The 19,919-nt window shown below is 60.8% G+C and carries 17 protein-coding genes; 11 read left to right on the forward strand and 6 right to left on the reverse strand.

From position 1 onward, the window contains the following. Positions 1 to 99 precede the first annotated feature (99 nt). From AC1D2N_RS13790 to AC1D2N_RS13810, 5 genes are all read left to right on the forward strand, one after another. Entirely contained in the window at positions 100 to 558 is a 459-nt protein-coding gene (locus AC1D2N_RS13790; protein ID WP_018241510.1) for an RDD family protein, read from the forward strand. A 206-nt stretch (positions 559 to 764) separates the two neighbouring features. Beyond that, on the forward strand, positions 765 to 1,541 hold the full coding sequence (locus AC1D2N_RS13795; RefSeq protein WP_018241509.1) for an arginyltransferase: 777 nt from the start codon (positions 765 to 767) through the stop codon (positions 1,539 to 1,541). After that, positions 1,542 to 2,429, forward strand: coding sequence for a DMT family transporter (locus AC1D2N_RS13800; RefSeq protein ID WP_130652154.1), 888 nt, complete (start codon positions 1,542 to 1,544; stop codon positions 2,427 to 2,429). It begins immediately after the preceding gene. 57 nt (positions 2,430 to 2,486) lie between these two features. Beyond that, positions 2,487 to 2,708, forward strand: a complete 222-nt coding sequence (locus AC1D2N_RS13805) for an AbrB/MazE/SpoVT family DNA-binding domain-containing protein (RefSeq protein ID WP_018241507.1) — start codon at positions 2,487 to 2,489, stop codon at positions 2,706 to 2,708. A 36-nt stretch (positions 2,709 to 2,744) separates the two neighbouring features. Beyond that, positions 2,745 to 3,086 carry a type II toxin-antitoxin system death-on-curing family toxin gene (locus AC1D2N_RS13810; protein ID WP_245484457.1) on the forward strand — a complete coding sequence of 114 codons (342 nt, stop codon included), beginning with the start codon at positions 2,745 to 2,747 and terminating at the stop codon, positions 3,084 to 3,086. Here the strand turns inward: AC1D2N_RS13810 and AC1D2N_RS13815 are convergent. After that, positions 3,070 to 3,528 (reverse strand): SRPBCC family protein, encoded by a 459-nt coding sequence (locus tag AC1D2N_RS13815; protein WP_018241505.1) that lies wholly within the window; start codon positions 3,526 to 3,528, stop codon positions 3,070 to 3,072. The genes AC1D2N_RS13810 and AC1D2N_RS13815 overlap by 17 nt on opposite strands. 211 nt (positions 3,529 to 3,739) lie before the next feature. Beyond that, on the reverse strand, positions 3,740 to 5,995 hold the full coding sequence (parC, locus tag AC1D2N_RS13820) for a DNA topoisomerase IV subunit A (protein WP_018241504.1): 2,256 nt from the start codon (positions 5,993 to 5,995) through the stop codon (positions 3,740 to 3,742). A 235-nt stretch (positions 5,996 to 6,230) separates the two neighbouring features. Here parC and AC1D2N_RS13825 point away from each other — a divergent pair, with 235 nt between their 5' ends. Beyond that, positions 6,231 to 7,418 (forward strand): YdgA family protein, encoded by a 1,188-nt coding sequence (locus tag AC1D2N_RS13825; protein ID WP_018241503.1) that lies wholly within the window; start codon positions 6,231 to 6,233, stop codon positions 7,416 to 7,418. Positions 7,419 to 7,522: 104 nt separating this feature from the next. Here AC1D2N_RS13825 and AC1D2N_RS13830 read toward each other — a convergent pair whose 3' ends face one another. Then, positions 7,523 to 8,164: a TetR/AcrR family transcriptional regulator gene (locus tag AC1D2N_RS13830; RefSeq protein ID WP_130652152.1), complete on the reverse strand. Its 642-nt coding sequence runs from the start codon at positions 8,162 to 8,164 to the stop codon at positions 7,523 to 7,525. 66 nt (positions 8,165 to 8,230) lie between these two features. Between AC1D2N_RS13830 and AC1D2N_RS13835 the strand changes: the two genes are divergently transcribed. After that, a complete protein-coding gene (locus AC1D2N_RS13835) occupies positions 8,231 to 9,400 on the forward strand; it encodes a serine hydrolase domain-containing protein (protein WP_130652151.1) in 1,170 nt (389 codons plus the stop codon). 63 nt (positions 9,401 to 9,463) lie between these two features. Here AC1D2N_RS13835 and aspS read toward each other — a convergent pair whose 3' ends face one another. Further along, complete coding sequence (gene aspS / locus AC1D2N_RS13840; protein ID WP_130652150.1) at positions 9,464 to 11,254, reverse strand: aspartate--tRNA ligase; 1,791 nt, start codon at positions 11,252 to 11,254, stop codon at positions 9,464 to 9,466. 253 nt (positions 11,255 to 11,507) lie between these two features. Between aspS and AC1D2N_RS13845 the strand changes: the two genes are divergently transcribed. Together AC1D2N_RS13845 and rnd are read left to right on the forward strand one after the other, a co-directional pair. Then, positions 11,508 to 12,899 (forward strand): multicopper oxidase family protein, encoded by a 1,392-nt coding sequence (locus tag AC1D2N_RS13845; protein ID WP_130652149.1) that lies wholly within the window; start codon positions 11,508 to 11,510, stop codon positions 12,897 to 12,899. A gap of 175 nt (positions 12,900 to 13,074) precedes the next feature. Further along, entirely contained in the window at positions 13,075 to 14,220 is a 1,146-nt protein-coding gene (gene rnd / locus AC1D2N_RS13850) for a ribonuclease D (protein WP_018241497.1), read from the forward strand. A gap of 72 nt (positions 14,221 to 14,292) precedes the next feature. Here the strand turns inward: rnd and AC1D2N_RS13855 are convergent, their stop codons facing one another. Continuing rightward, a complete protein-coding gene (locus tag AC1D2N_RS13855) occupies positions 14,293 to 15,405 on the reverse strand; it encodes a hypothetical protein (protein WP_425375833.1) in 1,113 nt (370 codons plus the stop codon). Between the two features lie 255 nt (positions 15,406 to 15,660). On the opposite strand from AC1D2N_RS13855, the gene AC1D2N_RS13860 reads away from it, so the two are divergent. Both AC1D2N_RS13860 and AC1D2N_RS13865 read left to right on the forward strand, forming a co-directional pair. Beyond that, positions 15,661 to 16,722: an adenylate/guanylate cyclase domain-containing protein gene (locus AC1D2N_RS13860; RefSeq protein ID WP_130652147.1), complete on the forward strand. Its 1,062-nt coding sequence runs from the start codon at positions 15,661 to 15,663 to the stop codon at positions 16,720 to 16,722. 208 nt (positions 16,723 to 16,930) lie between these two features. After that, a complete protein-coding gene (locus AC1D2N_RS13865; RefSeq protein ID WP_130652146.1) occupies positions 16,931 to 18,289 on the forward strand; it encodes an esterase-like activity of phytase family protein in 1,359 nt (452 codons plus the stop codon). 102 nt (positions 18,290 to 18,391) lie between these two features. Here AC1D2N_RS13865 and ppx read toward each other — a convergent pair whose 3' ends face one another. Then, positions 18,392 to 19,912: an exopolyphosphatase gene (ppx, locus tag AC1D2N_RS13870; RefSeq protein ID WP_018241494.1), complete on the reverse strand. Its 1,521-nt coding sequence runs from the start codon at positions 19,910 to 19,912 to the stop codon at positions 18,392 to 18,394. Between the last annotated feature and the right edge of the window lie 7 nt (positions 19,913 to 19,919).

Raw genomic sequence — 19,919 nt, forward strand, 5'->3', positions numbered from 1 at the left:
GGCCGATCCGGCCTAAAACCATTCGCATCTGGGGCAGATTATTGCATTTTGCCCTGCCGATACCATATCAGCGGCATCGCTTTTCCTGAGGAGATTGAGATGAGCTACAACCCCAATCCGCTTTATGCCGCCCCGGAGGACTGGCGCGCCTATAGCGGCGTGTTGAGCCGCCGGGTCTTCGCCTTCATTCTCGACTATGTCATCGTGGCGCTGCTCTGCATTCCCGCGGCGATCGTGCTGTTCTTCCTGTCGATCGTCACGCTGGGGCTCGGCTTCTTTCTCTACCCTGCCCTCTTCGTCATCGTCGCCGGCATTTACTTCGGCCTGACTGTGGGCGGGCCGAGCCAGGCCTCGCTCGGCATGCGCGCGATGGGTATCGCGATCGTGCGCATCGATGGACGGCCGATGGATTTCATGACGGCGATCGTGCATCTGGCGCTGTTCTGGATCCTCAACTCGGTGCTGACGCCGCTCATCCTGCTTGCCGGCCTGTTTATCGAGCGCAGCCGTCTCGTCCACGACCTGCTGGTCGGCACGGCGACGGTGCGCACAGCCTGATACCTTGGCTGAAACCCTAAATGCGATCCCGGGGCGGAGACGAAATAAAGTCTCCGCCTTCTCTTTGCGGACGGGCGCCAGCGCTCCATATTTAAAATTAGAAGACTGATATGAAGGGCGAAAAACGCCCCGCTGTTGACGTTTTTTATTCTTAGGTCATGCTGTCAGGAAACGGCACGGTCTCGACAAGGAAATTTCCGCGACAAATGAATACGCAGACGACGCCATCACCGCAGTTTTATCTGACGGCTCCGGCTGCGTGTCCGTACCTGCCGCATGAGATGGAGCGAAAGGTGTTCACCCATCTGGTCGGCCCGCGCGCCGCCGAGATGAACGACATCCTGACGCAGGGCGGTTTCCGCCGCTCGCAGAACATCGCTTATCGCCCGGCCTGCGAATCCTGTCGCGCCTGCGTTTCCGTGCGAATTCTCGCCCAGGAGTTCGAGCCGACGAAATCGATGAAGCGGGTGCTTGGCGCCAATTCCGACGTCATCGCCACCGAATTCGCAGCCCAACCTTCCAGCGAACAATATTCGCTCTTCCGACGCTATCTCGATTTTCGCCACCAGCAGGGCGGCATGTCCGACATGACCGTGCTCGACTATGCAATCATGGTGGAAGACACGCATGTGAATACGAGAATCATCGAATATCGCCGGCGCGAGGAAGGCTCCGGACTGGAGCAGCGACCAAAGGGCGAGTTGCTGGCTGCCGCCCTTACCGACACGATGAGCGACGGGCTGTCGATGGTCTATTCCTATTTCAATCCGGCGCTTGAACGGCGTTCGCTCGGCACTTTCATGATTCTCGACCATGTCAGGCGCACAAAAGCGCTGGGACTGCCGCATGTCTACCTCGGCTACTGGGTTCAAGGGTCGCGGAAAATGGACTACAAGACGCGCTTCCAGCCGCAGGAGCATCTGACCCCGCGCGGCTGGGAACGCTTCGATCCCTCGTCCATGCCCGAGAGCACCCACGACTGAATGTTCCCCACCGCTCTTTCCGACCATCGGAAGGGCCTGCTGCTGACGGCGATCGGCGGGCTGGCGCTTTCCGTGGATATCCCGCTCATGCGGCTCGCCGACGGCGAGCTGTGGTCGATCCTTGCCGCGAGAAGCATCGCGACCCTTGGCGTGACGCTTCTGGTAGCCACAGTGCTCAGGATCGCCAAGGGGCGATGGCCAGTGCTCGTGCCGGGGTGGCCGGGCCTCGTCACCGGCCTGCTCTACGGGCTGACGACGGTGGTCTTCCTTCTTGCCGTTTTCAACACGTCGACGGCCAATGTCGTTTTCATCGTCGCCTTCAATCCGATGTTCGCCGCGCTGCTTTCCTGGATTTTCCTCAAGGAGCGGCCGGCGCTAGCTACGCTGATCGCCATGGCAGCGATGATCGTCGGCGTCGGTCTGATCGTGCGGGACGGGCTTTCGGGCGGCCATCTCTTCGGCGATATCATGGCGCTGCTGACCGCCTTCATCATTGCCGCCGCCATCACCATCAGCCGCGCCTCGCGCCGGGAGATGGGCTTCGTCTCCCTGCTTTCGACGGTGCTGCCGGCGGCGGTCGGCCTGATCTCGGTCATGCCAGCCGGCGGTTTTTCGATCGAGCATCCCGCCTGGATCCTCTTCAACGGCGCGGTGATGATGCCGCTTGCCTTCTGGTGCCTGGCGACCGGGCCGCGTTACCTCTCTGCGCCTGAGGTCGGCATGTTCTACCTGCTCGAAACCGTTCTCGCACCGATCTGGGTCTGGCTGATCTTTGCGGAAACGCCGACGACCATGACACTGGTCGGCGGCGGCATCCTGGTGGCGGCGATCGCAGCCCATTCCGTCTGGATGGTGCGGAGGAAAAGCATCGTTCAAATGGCAGGCTAGGACGGTCTCGCCTGCTCGGCCTCATGTTATAACGCCGCTATCACAGAGGATAAAACGATGAACGTCACAATCCGCAAGATCGGCAATTCCGAGGGTATTATCATCCCTAAAGAGGTGCTGCAGCGGTTGGGCCTGAGCAGCGGCGACAGCCTCGAACTGCGAGAGATCGAGGGTAATATTCAGCTTGTACCGGAATCGGCGGATCTTGCCGAGCAAATGCGGGCGGCCCGCATCGGTATGGAAAAATATCGGGTGGCACTCCGTGAACTCGGGAAATGATACGGCTTCAGTGGCTGAGCCGCCAAGCGATTGAATATGCACGATGAGCATGGCGGTCTGCCTGGCCTGCGGGATGCCAATGCATTGGAAACCTTAGCGCGCCCGCTTAACAAGGCTGCATACGGCGAGACCGACATCTTCGTACTCGCCGCAGCCTATCTCTATGCCATTGTTAGAAACCACCCATTCGCGGATGGAAACAAGCGTACCGGCTATCTCGCGGCGTTTACGTTTCTCTACATCAACCGCTATGTCATCAATGCCGATAAAGCGCAGGTCATTGTATTTGTACTAGAGGTAGCCGCAGGCGAGATCGACGAGGAAGGTGCGACCCGCTTCCTTCGAGATTTCAGCATACCGCTCAACCCGTCGCCTTGAACTGCTGCTGCTCCAGTTCCCTGCCAAGCCCTTCGACCACATGCGCCCAGCCTTGCCGGGTCTTTTCCTCGTGTTCGGCCCATTCGGCGCACATTTCGTGGGTCAGCGTCAGACGACTGCCGCCGCCAAGAGGCTCGATGTTGATTTCGACACGGTCGCAATTGTGGTCGTGTTCCTCGACGGAAAAGCTGAAGACCATGCGCTGCGGGCGCTTCAGTTCCAAAAAGACGCCCTGGTGGAAGGCGTCGCCGGTCGGGCGGCGGTCGACGACGAAGAAACGGCCGCCGACATGCGGATCGATATCGGCGCGGATGACGTGACCGTCATCGGTCGCAAACAGGAAGCGGCGGGCGATTTCGGGGTTGAGCCAGGCGTCGTAGACAACGGCGGGCGGCACCCTATAGGTGTGGCTGACATGCAGTTTGATGGTGCTGGCGGGCATCTATTTTCCTCCGGTAATGGCGCGCGCACTCCTCCCGTGCGCGGCCTGCGGCCATTCCGTCCGCCTCCGGAGCCGGCCTGCTCATATTTTTGCTAACAGGATTGAAATAGAGGAATTGTCGCGCCCGCCAAGACTCGGGCGCGGAATTTACTGCATCTAAGTTTTACAGCGTTCTTTGCGCGTCTGAAAAGACGCGCGGTGCTCTCGTGCCTCAGCCGGCGAATTTACCGCTGCGCGGGAAGCCCTTTGGCACGGTGCGGCCGGCGGTGGCGCGGTCGGCCAGCCATTCGGCAAGTTCATCCTTGTTCTTCGTGAAGGTGCGGCCGGCGCTGTCTTCCCAGACGAGGCCGTCTGATATCGCGAAGCAACGGACGTCGGAAATGCCGCCATCCTTGTAACGCTGCAGACGCACGCCCTTGCCGCGCGACATTTCCGGCACCTGCGCCAGCGGGAATACCAGCAGCTTGCGGTTTTCGCCGACGACGGCGACATGGTCGCCGCTGACGGGCACGAGCAGCTGCGTTTCCTCGGGCAGCCCGACGTTCATGATCTGCTTGCCCTTGCGCGTATTGGCGACCAGTTCGGCTTCAGGCACGACGAAGCCGTTGCCGGCGGTCGAGACGATCAGCTGCTTGCGCGAGGGATCATGGACAAAAGCGGTCAGCACCGCCTGGTCGTTATCCATATCGACGATGATGCGTAGCGGCTCGCCATGACCGCGGCCGCCCGGCAGCTTGTCGCCGCCGAGCGTGAACGCCTTGCCGCCTGTCGTGACGATCAGGATCTTGTCCGTCGTCTGCGCCGGGAAGGCGATCTTCAAGCCGTCACCTTCCTTGAAGGTCAGCGTTGCCGTATCGGCGATATGGCCCTTCAATGCGCGGATCCAGCCCTTTTCGGAAATGACGACGGTGATCGGTTCCTTCTCGATCATCGCCTGCTGGATTGCTTCCTCGTCAGTCTCGGGCGCGTCGGCAAACTGGGTGCGGCGGCGGCCGACCTCCGTTGCCTTGGCGAATTTCTTCTTCACCTCACCGATTTCCCAGGCGACCGTCTGCCATTGCTTGTCGTCGGAGGAAAGCAACGCCTCGATCTCGCCCTTTTCCTTGGTGAGTTCGTCGAATTCCTTGCGGATCTCGAACTCTTCCAGCTTGCGCAAGGCGCGCAACCGCATATTGAGGATCGCCTCGACCTGATTGTCGGTGAGATCCCAGCGCGCCATCATGACCGGCTTCGGCTCGTCCTCCTCGCGGATGATGCGGATGACCTCATCGATGTTGAGGTAGGCGACCAGCAGGCCGCTGAGGATTTCGAGGCGTCTGTCGATCGCGGCGAGACGGAAGCGCGAGCGGCGCTGCAGAACTTCGCGGCGGTGGTCCAGCCACTCCCTCAGCACCTCGTTCAGCGCCATGACCCGCGGGATGCGGCCCATGGAGAGCACGTTCATGTTGAGCGGGAAGCGGCTTTCGAGCTCCGTCAGCTTGAACATCGATTCCATCAGGATCGTCGGATCGACGCTGCGTGTCTTCGGCACCAGCACGACACGAATGTCCTCGGCCGATTCGTCGCGGATATCTTCCAGCAGCGGCAGCTTGCGGGCGATCAGCAGCTCGGCGATCTTCTCGATCAGCCGCGATTTCTGCACCTGGAAGGGAATTTCGGTGATGACGATCTGGTAGCCGCCGCGACCGAGATCTTCCGTCTGCCATTTCGCCCGCACGCGGAAACCGCCGCGGCCGGTGCGGTAGCTCTCGATGATGCTGTCGCGGCTGTCGATGATGATGCCGCCGGTGGGGAAATCCGGGCCGGGAATGAATTCGACGAGTTTTTCGACGGTCGCATCCGGATGCTTGATCAGATGCAGGGCGGCATCGCAAAGCTCGTGGGCATTGTGCGACGGGATCGAGGTCGCCATGCCGACGGCGATGCCGGAGGAGCCGTTGGCGAGCAGGTTCGGAAAGGCGCCGGGAAGGACGACCGGCTCGGAATTCGATTCGTCGTAAGTGTCGCGGAAATCGACGGCATCCTGATCGATGCCTTCAAGCAGCAGCTCGGAGACCGCCGTCATCTTCGATTCGGTGTAACGCATGGCGGCGGGGCTGTCGCCGTCGATATTGCCGAAATTGCCCTGGCCGTTGACCAGCGTGTAGCGCTGCGAGAAATCCTGGGCGAGACGGGCAAGCGCGTCGTAGATCGACTGGTCGCCGTGCGGATGGTAGTTACCCATCACCTCGCCGACGATCTTGGCGCATTTTCTGAAGGCCGAGTTCGGCCTCAGCCCCATTTCGTTCATCGCATAGACGATGCGGCGGTGAACGGGCTTCAGCCCGTCGCGCACGTCAGGCAGGGCACGGTGCATGATGGTCGACAGCGCATAGGCAAGGTAACGCTGCTCGAGCGCCGCCTTGAGGTCGACCGGTTGGATATGATCGTCGTCTCCGCCGGAAGGCGGCAAAATCTCTTGTCCCATAGGTCCTGACTAGCTCAGAAGCGGCCGGCGGGCAAGGAATCCGGGCCATTACGGCTGTGGATGAAGTCTTGGGACTGACATCAAAGGATGAGACAAACGTTCCGCCGCAATTTGGACTTCGTTTGCCGTTCCTCTCAACAGAAATTTAGAGATCCGCAAATATAAAGCTGGCCCAATCCGTAGTAGCGTAACTGCAGATTTCCAACCGCCACCACGCCACCAGAGGAAACACCCCATGAACTTTTCCCGGACAACGCGGCTGATGCTGTCGGGCGCCGCCTTTTTCTCGCTCGCCGGTTCGGCTTTCGCTCTCGACGGCGCCGATCTGCTGAAGAAGCTCAACGCCGCCTATGCCGTCCAGGGCGGAACGATTTCGGCTGACGCCGTCGATATCGACGGCACGACCGCGACGCTGAAGAATGTCACCGTCAAATCGGCCGGCGGCGAAAGCCTGGCCGTCGGCGAAGTCACCCTTTCCGGCGTCGAAGAAGACGAGGATGGCGGCTATTACATCGAAGAGGCCGCCTTCCCCGATATCAACACCACGAAAGACGGCGTCACGGTAACGGCGCAGGAGCTGACGCTCGGCGGCATCTCGATCCCCGCAACGGCGGGCGGCGACACGCTCGATACCATGATGCTCTACGAAACCGCCCATACCGGCCCGCTGAAGGTGGTCAAGGACGGCGCGGAAATGTTCTCGGTGCTCGAAAGCGACGTCAACCTGACACTGCGCGAAGACGAATCCGGCTTCGATTTCGACGGCGCCTTCAAAAGCATGAAGGCCGATCTCAGCAAAGCCGAGGATCCGCAGAGCAAAGACGCGATCGAGAAGCTTGCCCTGCAGCACATCCAGGGCGACATCACCATGAAGGGCGCCTGGGAACTTGCCCCCGGCACGATCGACATTTCGGAATTTGCCTTCGACTTCACCAACATCGGCAAGCTGAACCTTGGCTTCAAGATCTCGGGCTATACGATGGCCTTCGTGAAGTCGCTGCAGGATGCGATGAAGCAATCCGAAGCCAGTGCGAACAAGGAAGAATCGCAGCAGGCGCTCGGCCTTGCCATGCTCGGCCTGATGCAGCAGCTGTCCTTCGAGGCAGCACAGGTGCGCTTCGAAGATGCCTCGATCACCAAGCGTGCGCTGGATTATGCCGGTTCACAGCAGAACATGTCGGGCAAGCAGATGGCGGATTCGCTGAAAGCGATGACGCCGATCATGCTGGCGCAGCTCAATATCCCGGAACTGCAGAACGCCGTTTCGGCTGCCGTCAACACCTTCCTCGACGATCCGAAGAGCCTGACCGTCAAGGCCGCTCCCGAAAAGCCGGTGCCGTTCCCGACGATCGTGGGCGCCGCCATGGGTGCTCCGAACACACTGCCGCAAGTGCTCGGCGTCAAGGTTACCGCCAACGACTGATCGCTTCGATCTTGCGATGAAAGGCCCGGCAGTCCGTGAACTGCCCCCAAAGGTTGACGTCCAACTTTCGGGGGCAGTTCACGGACTGCCGGGCCTTTTCGTTTTCAGGCGTGGTGGCGGGCGACTTCAGAAATGGCGAAGCTTGCGATATCAAGCAATTCTTCAAGAGATGCGCCGTCCCTCGCCTGCACCGACATGCCCTGGATGATGGCACCGAGGAACCGTGCGAGTGCGCGAGGGTTCGTCCCGGCCTTGATATCACCCTCGCGGATGCCACGCTCGATCCTTGCCGTGAAAGCGTCCAGCGACCGACGACGCATCGCCGCAACATGGTCGGCGATCACGTCGTTCTCGCTGGCGCAATTCAGCACAGCCGTCGAAATCATGCAGCCTTTAGGATGCTCGGGAGCCGAGAAAATCTCGGCCGAGCCCCGCAATATGCACTCGAAGGCGGAGACGGTGTCGATCGGATCGCCGAGCGCGGAAAACGTGTCGGAGCCCAGCGTTCGGTATTGCTCGAGCGCGGCGCGATAGAGATCGGCCTTCGAGTTGAAGGCGGCATAGAGGCTTTGCGGCGTGATGCCCATAGCGGCAGTGAGATCGGCGATCGAGGCGCCCTCATATCCATGCGCCCAGAAGGTCTCGCGCGCCGCCGACAGCACAGTCTCGCGGTCGAAGGCCGGCGGACGGCCGCGGCGGCGGGTGGCAGGATTTTTCATGTCAGTGCTATTTTTCACAATGATCACTCTAGAAATTCAAAACGGCTTTCTATATTCAGGAACGGTCATTGTGATTATAGAAGGTTTAATCTGATGAGTCTTCCCCTCGAAATGGCAGACGCCGACAGGAATTCATCCCTTGCCGCAGCGGTTGATGCGGCAATCACAAGCGCGCTCGACGACAAACGGCTTGTGGGGACGGTGGTACTCGTTGCCCGCGACGGAGAGATCGTCCATCACCACGCCGACGGCCTTGCCGACCGCGAAAGCGGTCTGCCGATGCGCGAGGACACCATCTTCAGGCTTGCCTCCATCACCAAGCCGATCGTCACCATCGCCGCGATGCGGCTCGTCGAGCAGGCAAGAATCGGGCTCGACGACGCCGTGACGAGATGGCTGCCGGATTTCCGTCCGAGGCTGCCTGACGGCACCGAAGCAACCATTCGCATTCGCCACCTGCTGACCCATACGTCCGGTCTCGGCTATAGCTTCTCCGAAGAGGACGGCGGTCCCTATGCCAGCGCCGGCGTTTCCGACGGCCTTGCCGAACCGGGACTGCCGCTGGCCGAGAACCTGCGGCGGATCGCCAGCGTGCCGCTGCGCTTTGCGCCGGGCAGTGACTGGCAATATTCCGTCGCCATGGATGTTCTGGGCGGCATCATCGAGGCGGAAACGGGAGTGCCGTTGGGCGATGCCGTCGCTGATCTGGTGACGAAACCGCTTGGCCTTGCCGATACCGCGTTTTCCGTGCGCGACCGCCGTCGGCTTGCCGCGGCCTATATGAATGCCTCGCCGGAGCCGGCGCTGATGGGCGAGAATGCGCTGGTGATGTCGCTGATGGGTCCCATCCGCTTCGCGCCGAACCGCATCTTCGACCCCGCCTCCTATCATTCCGGCGGCGCCGGCATGGCGGGAACGGCGGGTGACGTCCTGGCCATACTCGATACCATCCGTAGGGGTGGCGCGCCGCTACTCTCGACCGAAACCGTAGGGATGATGATGACTGACCAAGCCGGCGGGCGCCGCCAGCAGCATGAACCAGGCTCCGGCTTTGGCTTCGGCTGGTCTGTTATCACCAATCCGGCCGAGGCAGGCGTCCCCTTCCCCAAGGGCACGCTGAAATGGGGCGGCGTCTACGGCCATAGCTGGTTCATCGACCCCGTCAACGGGCTGACCGTCGTTGCGCTGACCAACACGACGCTGGAGGGCATGTGGGGCAAGTTCACAGTCGATCTTCGCGAGGCGATCTACGCGGCATTGTGAGCGACCGAACCAAACGAAAAGCCCGGCGATTTGCCGGGCTTTTGCATTCGGGATCAGACGATCTCAGTCCTTCTTGACCGGCGGGATCGGCCGGATAGAGAGCTCACGCAGTTGCGTCGGCGTTGCCGGGCTCGGCGCGCCCATCAGCAGGTCCTGGGCCTGCTGGTTCATCGGGAAGAGCGAGATTTCGCGCAGGTTCTTCGCGCCGACGAGCAGCATGACGATACGGTCGATGCCGAAAGCAGCACCGCCATGCGGCGGCGCGCCGTACTGGAAGGCGCGGTAGAGGCCGCCGAAACGGTCTTCGACATCCTGCTGGCTGAGGCCGACCTTCTCGAAGGCGGCGACCATGGTTTCCGGCGACTGGTTACGGATCGAGCCCGAGGCGATTTCGAAGCCGTTGCAGACGGCGTCATACTGGAACGCCTTGATCGTCAGCGGATCCTGGTTCTGCAGCGCATCGAGGCCGCCCTGCGGCATGGAGAACGGGTTGTGCGCGAAATCGACCTTCTTTTCTTCCTCGCTCCATTCGAAGAACGGGAAGTCGACGATCCAGCAGAGTTCGAAACGGTCGCGATCGACGAGGTTCAGCTCTTCGCCGGCTTTGGTGCGGGCTTCACCGGCAAACTTGTAGAACTTCGCCGGATCGCCGGCAACGAAGAAGCAGGCGTCACCGTCATCGAGGCCGAGCTGGGTACGGATCGCGTCGGTGCGCTCCTCGCCGATGTTCTTTGCAAGCGGGCCGGCGCCCTCGAGCTTGTCACCTTCCTTGCGCCAGAAGATGTAGCCGAGGCCAGGCTGACCGGTCGACTGCGCCCAGGCATTCATGCGATCGCAGAACGCTCTGGAACCGCCGGTCTTGGCCGGAATAGCCCAGATCTCGACCTTCGGGTTGGAGGCGATCATGCCTGCGAAAACCTTGAAGCCGGAGCCGGCGAAATGTTCGGTGACCGCTTCCATGACGATGGGGTTGCGCAGGTCCGGCTTGTCCGAACCATATTTACGGATCGCCTCGTCGTAGGGGATGCGCGGCCATTCCTTGGTGACCGGCTTGCCTTCGGCGAACTCTTCGAAAATGCCGGTCATCAGCGGACCCATCGTGTCCCAGACGTCTTCCTGGGTGACGAAGCTCATTTCGAGGTCGAGCTGGTAGAATTCGCCCGGCAGGCGATCGGCACGCGGGTCTTCGTCGCGGAAGCAGGGCGCGATCTGGAAGTAGCGGTCGAAGCCTGCAACCATCAGCAGCTGCTTGTACTGCTGCGGCGCCTGCGGCAGCGCATAGAAGGTGCCGGGATGAATGCGCGACGGCACGAGGAAGTCGCGTGCGCCTTCCGGCGAGGAGGCCGTCAGGATCGGCGTCGTATATTCGGTGAAGCCGACATTGCCCATTTCGCGGCGCATGGCCGAGATCACCTGGGTGCGCCTGACGATGTTCTTGTGCAGCGTTTCGCGGCGAAGATCGAGGAAGCGATACTTCAAGCGGACGTCTTCCGGATAATCCGGCTCGCCGAAGACCGGCAGCGGCAGTTCCTTGGCGGCGGAGAGAACTTCGATCTCCTGCGCGTAGAGCTCGATCTCGCCTGTTGCCATGGCCTTGTTGACGGTGTCTTCGGTGCGGGCCTTGACGAGGCCGTCGATGCGGATGACCCACTCGCCACGCACGGTTTCCGCCATCTTGAAGGCCGGGCTGTCGGGATCGGCAACGACCTGGGTGATGCCGTAATGGTCGCGAAGGTCGATGAAGAGAACGCCGCCATGGTCGCGAACGCGGTGAACCCAGCCGGAAATACGGACGGTCGAGCCGACATCCGTCTTGCGGAGGGCGGCGCATGTGTGGCTGCGGTAGCGATGCATGATCTCAAATCCTGGCATGTGGCTTAAGACGGCACAAGGGTTCCACGACCCTCAAGCGCCGACAAGAAAATCGGGCGGAAAAGCGCATGGACGCTCCGATTTGTCAAGGCTTGGCGCACGCGGCCGGGCGTTTGGCACGCGTTTATGGCGAGGCTGCGACCGGTATGCTGCGGCAGTTTGGCCGCGTTTCCTGTATTGATGAAGATGTCGGTCAACTTTACAAGGATCGGCATTCTCATCGTGGAGCCTCCGCATGCCTCTCCTTAGCCGCCGCAACCTTCTCAAGGCATCCGCTGTCGCGGGTGCTTATGGCGTCGGCATCGGCATTGCCGGTAAATTCGGGCTTGCCGAGGCAGCTCCCGAGCCGCAGCTGCTGACGGCAGTGAAGACCGAAGCCATGCTGACCGAGGCGGGACCGACCAGGGATATCATGAGCTGGGGTCATGACGGCATGCCGCCGGTTCTGAGGATTACAAAGGGGCGACCCTATGCGGCGCGGCTGAAAAACGGGCTCGACGAACCGACGACGATCCACTGGCACGGGCTTCGCATCGATAACCGCATGGACGGCGTGCCGTTCATGACGCAGCCCTACATCTATACCGGCGACAGCTTCGATTATGCCTTCACGCCGCCCGATGCCGGCACCTTCTGGTATCATCCGCATTGCAACACGCTGACACAGATGGGGCACGGCATGACCGGCATCATCGTCGTCGAGGACCCAGCCGATCCGAAGTTCGATACCGAGGTGGTGCTGAACCTGCGTGACTGGCGGCTCGGCGGCGACGGGCAATTCATCGCTCCCTTCCGGCCACGCGATGCTGCCAAGACCGGCACCTACGGCACGGTGCGCACCGCCAACTGGCACCAGGAACCGCGATATGACGCGCCGGCCGGCGGGCTGGTGCGGCTGCGCATTGCCGTGACCGACGTGACGCGGATCTTCTCGCTGAAGATGGAAGGCGCCGATGCGACCGTGATTGCGATCGACGGCAATCCGGTGCCGACGCGTTTTTCCCTCGACCTCCTGCAGATCGGACCGGGTCAACGGCTCGATCTTGCCGTGCGCATGCCGGATGGTGAAGGTGCGGTCGCAACGCTCGAGGATATCCGCGGCACGACGCCGAAGACGATCGCCAGCCTGCGCGCGGTCGGATCATCGCTGAAGCGCGATATCGGCGATCTCGGGCCGCTTGTCGAGAATCCCGTCCCGAAGGCCGATCTAACCGCTGCCGAGCAGATCCCGTTGATACTGAGCGCCACCGCCGAGAATGCCGCGGTCGAAAGCATCTGCGGCACGCTGGGCTACAGTTTCTGGGCAATCAACAAGGTGCCGTGGCCAGGCGATACGCCCGATCCGACGGCGCCGCTTGCGGAATTGAAGCTCGGCAAGAGCTATGTCTTCAATCTGGAGAATACTACGCCGCATGCCCATCCGATTCATCTGCACGGGATGAGCTTCACGGTGGTCTCCTCCTCGACGCGCGAGGTGATGCCGCTGGTGTCCGATACCTATCTCATTCAGCCGGACGAGAAGGTGCAGCTTGCCTTCGTCGCCGACAATCCCGGCGACTGGCTGCTGCATTGCCATATCATCGAGCATCAGAAGACGGGGATGACGAGCTATCTCAGGGTAAGCTGAGACAGCCCGCGCTTTCGCCGCGATTGCAGCTTTGCTTCGCGCCGGCGTTGGCGCCATGCCTCAGTTTAGACGTGATTCTTCGCCAGCAATGCTCGAAGCGTATGCTGTTGTATTGACATATCGAACCGAAAGGAGAAGGAAGGTTTACCGACCTTTTCCTTGCGAATGAAATGATATGATCGAAACCACCGCCGATTTGGCGGCCGCCTGCAAAGAGCTGGCCAAGTCCGACTTCATCACCATCGACACCGAATTCCTGCGCGAAACGACCTTCTGGCCGGAGCTCTGCCTGATCCAGATGGCAAGCCCGACGACGGAAGTTCTCGTCGATCCGCTGGCCAAGGGCATCGATCTCGCCCCCTTCTTCGAGCTGATGGCCGATCCGAAGGTGCTGAAGGTCTTTCACGCGGCGCGCCAGGACATCGAAATCATCTTCAATCGCGGCAATCTCATTCCGCATCCGATCTTCGACACGCAGGTCGCCGCCATGGTCTGCGGCTTCGGCGACAGCGTCTCCTATGACCAGTTGGTCAGCCGCATCAAGAACGTCCATATCGACAAGTCGTCACGCTTCACCGACTGGAGCCGCCGGCCGCTCTCGGACAAACAGCTGGATTATGCGCTGGCTGACGTCACCCACCTGCGCGACGTCTACCTGTCGCTGAAGGCGGAACTCGATCGCGAGGGCCGCACCTCCTGGCTCTCCGAGGAAATGGACATTCTCGAGTCGCGCGAAACCTACGACATGCATCCCGACGATGCTTGGCAGCGGCTGAAGATGCGTCTGCGCAAGCCGCAGGAGCTGGCGATCCTGAAATATGTCGCCGCCTGGCGCGAACGCGAGGCGAGGGCCCGCAACGTGCCGCGTTCGCGGGTGCTGAAGGATGATGCGATCTACGAGATCGCCCAGCAGCAGCCGAAGGATACCGAGGCGCTCGGCCGTCTGCGCACCATTCCGAAGGGTTGGGAGCGCTCGACTTCCGGCGCAGCGGTCATCGAGGCCGTCAACACGGCGCTTGCTCTTCCGAAGGCCGATATGCCGCATGTGCCACGCCAGGCGCAGGCGCCCGAAGGGGCCGCTGCTGCCGTCGAATTGTTGAAGGTGCTGCTGAAGCTGATTTCGGAAAAACACGGCGTGGCGCCGAAGGTGATCGCCAACAGCGAGGATCTCGACAGGATCGCCGCCGAGGGCGAGAAGGCCGAAGTTGCTGCCCTGCACGGCTGGCGGCGCGATCTTTTCGGAGAGCCGGCACTGCAGCTGATCCAGGGCGCAATCGCCTTGCGTTTCGTCGACCGGAAGGTCGAAACCGTCAGCCTCTGAGACGGCTGTATATCAAAGCTTAGCCGTTCGCGGCTAAGCCATTGCCTTGTTTTAGGCTACTACCTTATCTCTCTAGTATTGGGGCTTGATAAATCCCCAGGCAGCAGGCTCGAGGTAATCACGAGGTGGTTGCATTTCATCCATGCTCACAGGCCGGCGCGTTAACGCCACTATTTTGAATATCTCGCCGTCACCCCAGCCGGACCAGTGTTCATCGATCAGCGGTATACCGTCCGAAGTCAGACACTGCATCAGACCTGCATCAGCGGAATCTGGTGTCCGGTTATACCATGCGCAGTCTTCGCCGAGCAGCCGATCCTGTTTTCTCATGTCGACCATCCCAGACACCCTGTCGAATCTCTTGGAGAACGGCCCGGGATTCGAGGAGGAGCGGATAGCTTCGAACCTGCGCTCACCCTTGGATGCGGAATATTGGAGCCCTTGGTCTTCGAGTTCGTTCCAGACGGTGATCAGGATTGATCCATCCTCGCCGTCACGCTGTCGGAGCCACCAGGGATAATGACGCAACAGCCTCTCTTCGGATCTGTGGCTGACCAGCTTCGCCTCAAAGTCTCCAGCATTTGGAGTGTAATCGTCATAGCTTGGCAATGGTTTGAGCCAGGTACCGGCTTCAAAAAGCTGCATAGGTGGTCGTACCGCCGCCCCCGGCACAGGCCCGCGCTGCAGTTCAACCAACCGCGTCTCGGACATCACCTCTCGAGTGGAGAAAAGTACTTTCGTCGCGACCTCTATTCCGTCGCCGGTCAGGCAAGTTAACCAAACAGGCCCGGACCCGTCCTCATTCATTTTCCGAACAATCTCCCGCCAACGACACTGCTCACCGCCGATGGCCTCGACATCATCGGTTTCCTTGACCTCCGTGATGCCGTTATGGTCCTGAGACGGTTCGACCTGCCTGACCTCGATTGACGAGATCTCACCATTCTTCCTGGTTGCCCTCAGAACAACGTTCTTGAAGAAGTGTCCGTAATAAATGTTCGTTTCTTCGCGTCTGTCCTCTTCAACATGCGTCCAGCCGTTGTGATGTTGGACGACCCGTTGGCGGCCCCCTTTGTCATTATAGGTATCACGCACGATCATCTTTGCGGAATAATCGGGCACATCAGGACTGGTGAAAAACGGAACCCCGCTCGCATTTGCGGAGCCAGCCGCGATCGTGATCACTGAGAAAACTATCAATCTGTACATGATACTCCTGTGCAGGAAGGCGCCCACAACTATTGATAGCAATAAGGCGGAGGCCTGAGATTGACAAGGTGTTGCAGAGGCAATCACGTGGCCCAACAAAGTCGGCGAATTGGCTTCGGAACAAGCGCCGCCGCCTCTAAAAGACGCGCGGCGCTGTAGATTCGAATTCGCTTGACGCTTTTTTCCGGCCTGAAACAATGGCCGGCGGAAACATCATGACGAAGAGGCGGCATGCGGGAAATATCTCCGACGCAGAATTGGATCCTGATCGCGATCGTCCTTGCGGCCAGCGGCGTCATCTATGATCTGATGTTCTACTCCAATCAGACGCCCGTTATCGGGGCGATCTTCGCGCTCTTCATTGGAATGCCGATCCTGGCCTTCGAGCGCAAAGTGCTGCTGCGCACGCTCTACCGGCGCATCCAGAAGCTGCCGACTTTCGCCTTCATCATTACCGAGCTGGTGATCTACGAGATCCTGATGAGCATCGGCTTTGCCTGCGCCGGCCTGCTGCTCTGGTCGTTCGCCATGCTGAAGCCGGCATCGCTCCTCGATCTCGTCATCATGCCGTTCGAGGTCTTCCTCTATGCGTTGGCGGTCTGCGCGCTGCTGATCTTCGTCTTGCGCGTGCGAGAGCTGCTCGGCCGCGAGGTTTTCCTCAGCATGCTCATTAGCCGCTACCGCAACCCGGTTAGGGAAGAGCGTGTCTTCCTGTTCATCGATCTCGTCGATTCGACGGCCTTTGCCGAAAAGCACGGCGACCTCCGGGCGCAGCAGCTGCTGAGCTCGCTGTTTGCGACTTTCGCCGAACCGGTCAGGCGCCACAAGGGCATGATCAACGACTATGTCGGCGATGCGGCGATCATCACTTGGCCGCTTGCCCGCGGCGTCAAAAATGCGCGCTGCGTGCGCTGCATCTTCGATATCCTCGGCGATATCGAAGCCAATGCCGCCGGCTGGCGGAAAAGCTATGGGCAGGTGCCGAAGCTCCGCGCCGCCCTTCATGGAGGCGAAATCATCACCGCCGAAATCGGCGTCGACCATCACAAGATCAGCTATTTCGGCGACACGGTGAACACCACTGCCCGGCTGGAGACGCTCTGCCGCAGCCTGAACCGGCCGGTGCTGATCTCCACTGAGCTTGCCCGGCGCATGAACTTTCCCGACGACGTCAGCTGCGAGGATCTCGGCACTCACGCCGTGAAGGGGCGCGGCCAGGCGCTCGGCGTGATGGCGCTTTCCTCGCGCGCAGTCACCGTGTTGAACACGCCGGCGGTCATTCTGCACGGCTGAGCAAGGGCTCTGCCGCATCGGCCCGAAAATCGGAATCGATTTTCGGAAAGCACGATGCGAGAATTGAAAGTGTTGCAGCGTCCTTTGCGCGTCAGAGGAGACGCGCTGCGCTGTAAGTACGTCACCAAAGCTTCACCCAACCGTCAATTCGCTGACATTAAAGCCCTGCTAAGCGGAAGGCCTTTGCAATCCGTTCCACGGGGATATTATGAAGAACGTCCTTTTTGCTTCCGTATCGCTTTTCATCCTGGTCGCCGGCTCCGCTTCGGCCGACCAGCAGCAGTTCCCGGCCAAGCTCGCCGGCCAGGCGATCCTGCCTGCCAACACCATGGTTCTGGCACCGGCCGATGCCCCCGAATTCCTCAAGCATGCCGGCAAGTTTACGACGCCTGACCGCAAGCGCACCGAAGCGCTCGGCACCGTTCCCGGTAAGGACGGCGCCCGTGTCACCGATCTGAAGCTTCCCTTCGACGGCCAGCCGATCCAGGGATTCTCCGGCGTCAAGACGATGACCGACGGCACGTTCTGGACGCTCTCCGACAACGGCTTCGGCGCGAAGTCCAACTCGTCGGACTCCATGCTTTTCCTGCACCAGATGAAGTTTGACTGGGCCGGCAACAAGGCTGAGGTCGTCAAGAACCTCTTCCTCTCCGACCCCAACAAGATTGCTCCGTTCCCGATCGTGCTTGAAGGTACTGACACGCGCTATCTCACCGGTGCCGACTTCGACATCGAATCGATCCAGCCGGTTGCCGACGGCTTCTGGCTCGGCGACGAATTCGGTCCCTACATCCTGAAGTTCGACACCGCTGGCCGCCTCACCGACGTCATTCCGACGACGCTCGACGGCAAGCCGGTGCTTTCGCCCGACAATCCGCTTCTCTCGGTTCCATCAAACCCGGCCGCCAAGATGCCGGTCTTCAACCTGAAGCGCTCCGGCGGCTTCGAAGGCCTCGCTATGTCGAAGGACGGCGCCAAGCTCTACGGCCTGCTCGAAGGGGCCATCTACAAGGATGACGGCACTGTGGAAACCATCGATGGCCACACCGCCATCCGCGTCATCGAATTCGATGTCGCCTCCAAGAAGTGGACCGGCCGCAGCTGGCTTTATCCGTTCGAAGACAAGGGGGTATCGATCGGCGACTTCAACATGCTCGACGACACCACCGCTCTCGTCATCGAGCGCGATAACGGCGCCGGCACGACGGACAAGGCCTGCGCCGATCCGAAGCAGCCGAAGCCGGATTGTTTCGAAGCTCCGGCCGTGCTGAAGCGCGTCTACAAGATCGAGTACAACGATGCCAATGTCGGCAAGGCGGTCCGCAAGATCGGCTATATCGACCTCCTGAACATCCAGGACCCCGACAACAAGAAGAAGGCCGGCAGCAAGGACGGCGTCTACGACATGCCATTCGTGACGATCGAAAACGTCGACCGCGTCGACGCCACGCACATCATCATCGGCAACGACAACAACCTGCCCTTCTCGGCCGGCCGCGCCGTCGACAAGGCTGACAATAACGAGTTCAGCCTGCTCGAAGTCGGCGAGTTCCTGAACGCGAAGTAATTCGGCGTTCTGGTGTGAAATGCAGAGGGTGGCGCGAAGGCGCCGCCCTTTTTGTTCTTGGCTGCTTAGGTTGCGTTCCTGACGACGTGCCGTGGCACAGACCTATTCAAACCGAAACGCCAACCGCTTGTTTGTCAGCCTCGACAGCTGCTGCAGGCGGCCGTCAAGGCGCTCGCCGGCGAAATCGCGATATTCGGGAGGCACGACGAATTCGAGGTCGAGGTCCGGGCTCGACGATTTGCGGAAGGTCAGGTTCTTGACGATGCCGGGCATCGAGGCAGAGAAGAGGTAGACGACGCGCAGCATGCCGCCGAGCAGCTTGGCGCGCTCGATGAGCTGGGGCGTGGCAATCTGCGCCAGCGGACCGGTGGCGCCGTCGTCATGCAGGCCTTCGAAACGGTAATAGTTGGAAAGCGCGATAAAGGCGCGGCCGGGATGACTGATGCCGACGAAGGAAGAGTGGGCGATGACGTTCAGCGCCTGCAGGCCGCGATAGTCAGGATGGGCGCGCCAGCTGATATCGGCAAGCAGACAGGCGGCCTGGCGGTAGCGGCTTTCCTCTTCAGTTTCCTGGATGCCGAAAAGGGGCATCATGCGGCCGGTCCATTCCGCCAACTCGCGGGCATGCTCCGGCGAACGGGCACGCAGAATTGCCAGTTCTCCGGCGGCGGCAAGCAGCGGATCGGCGCGGCGCTCGGCCTCCGACAGCAGCGAATAGAGATATCCCTCGCGCACACCCTGCGCCGAGAAGGAAATCAGCGACGGCTTCATTGCACTCAGCACTTCCTTCATGGCGACGGCGCCGAAAGGCAGCAGCGAACGGCGGTGCTTGGAAACGGCCTGCAGTGCTGGCTCCCTGGAGTCGCGCGCGGTCACCACCTGGTCGAGGAACTGCATCATTCCTTCGAACGACACCTCATAGCCCTGCATCATGTGCAGCGGATAGTGGGTGATTTCCATGTGCAGCTTGGCGATGTTTCGCCAGGTGCCGCCGACGGCGTAGAAGGTGCGCCCCTCGCCTTTCGACAGCAGCTTTGCCGTCTTCAACTGCTTGCGGGCAAAGGTCTGGGCCTTGGAGAGCGATCCGCCAGCATATTCCGACAGGCGCAGGCCGCCGAGCGGCAACGTGATGCCCTTGCCGAACTCCTTGCCCTTGATATCGATCAGTTCCAGCGAGCCGCCACCGAGGTCGCCCGCAATGCCGTCAGGATTGTAGAAACCGCTGATGATGCCGAGCGAGGCGAATTTCGCCTCCTCCTCACCCGAGAGTACGCGGACCTTGCGCTTAAGGATGGTTTCTGCCTGATGGATGAAATCGGGACCGTTGCTCGCCTCGCGCGCGGCCGCCGTCGCCAGCACATACATGGTGGCAGCGCGCGCCTGGTCGGACAGAGCCTTGAAACGGTGCAGCGCCGCCAGAGCCCGCGCGACGCTGTCTTCATCCATCTTGCCGGTAAGGGCGACGCCCTTGCCGAGGCCGCAGAGGACCTTTTCGTTGAACAGGACGGTTGGCGAACGGGACATGCCTTCGTAGACGACAAGACGAATCGAATTCGATCCAATATCGACGACGGAGACCGGGGCGATCCCCGGAAGGCGCCCCTGGGCTTCAGATTCAACCATTTAGGTC

The organism is Rhizobium sp. P1_B8, from assembly GCF_056406515.1.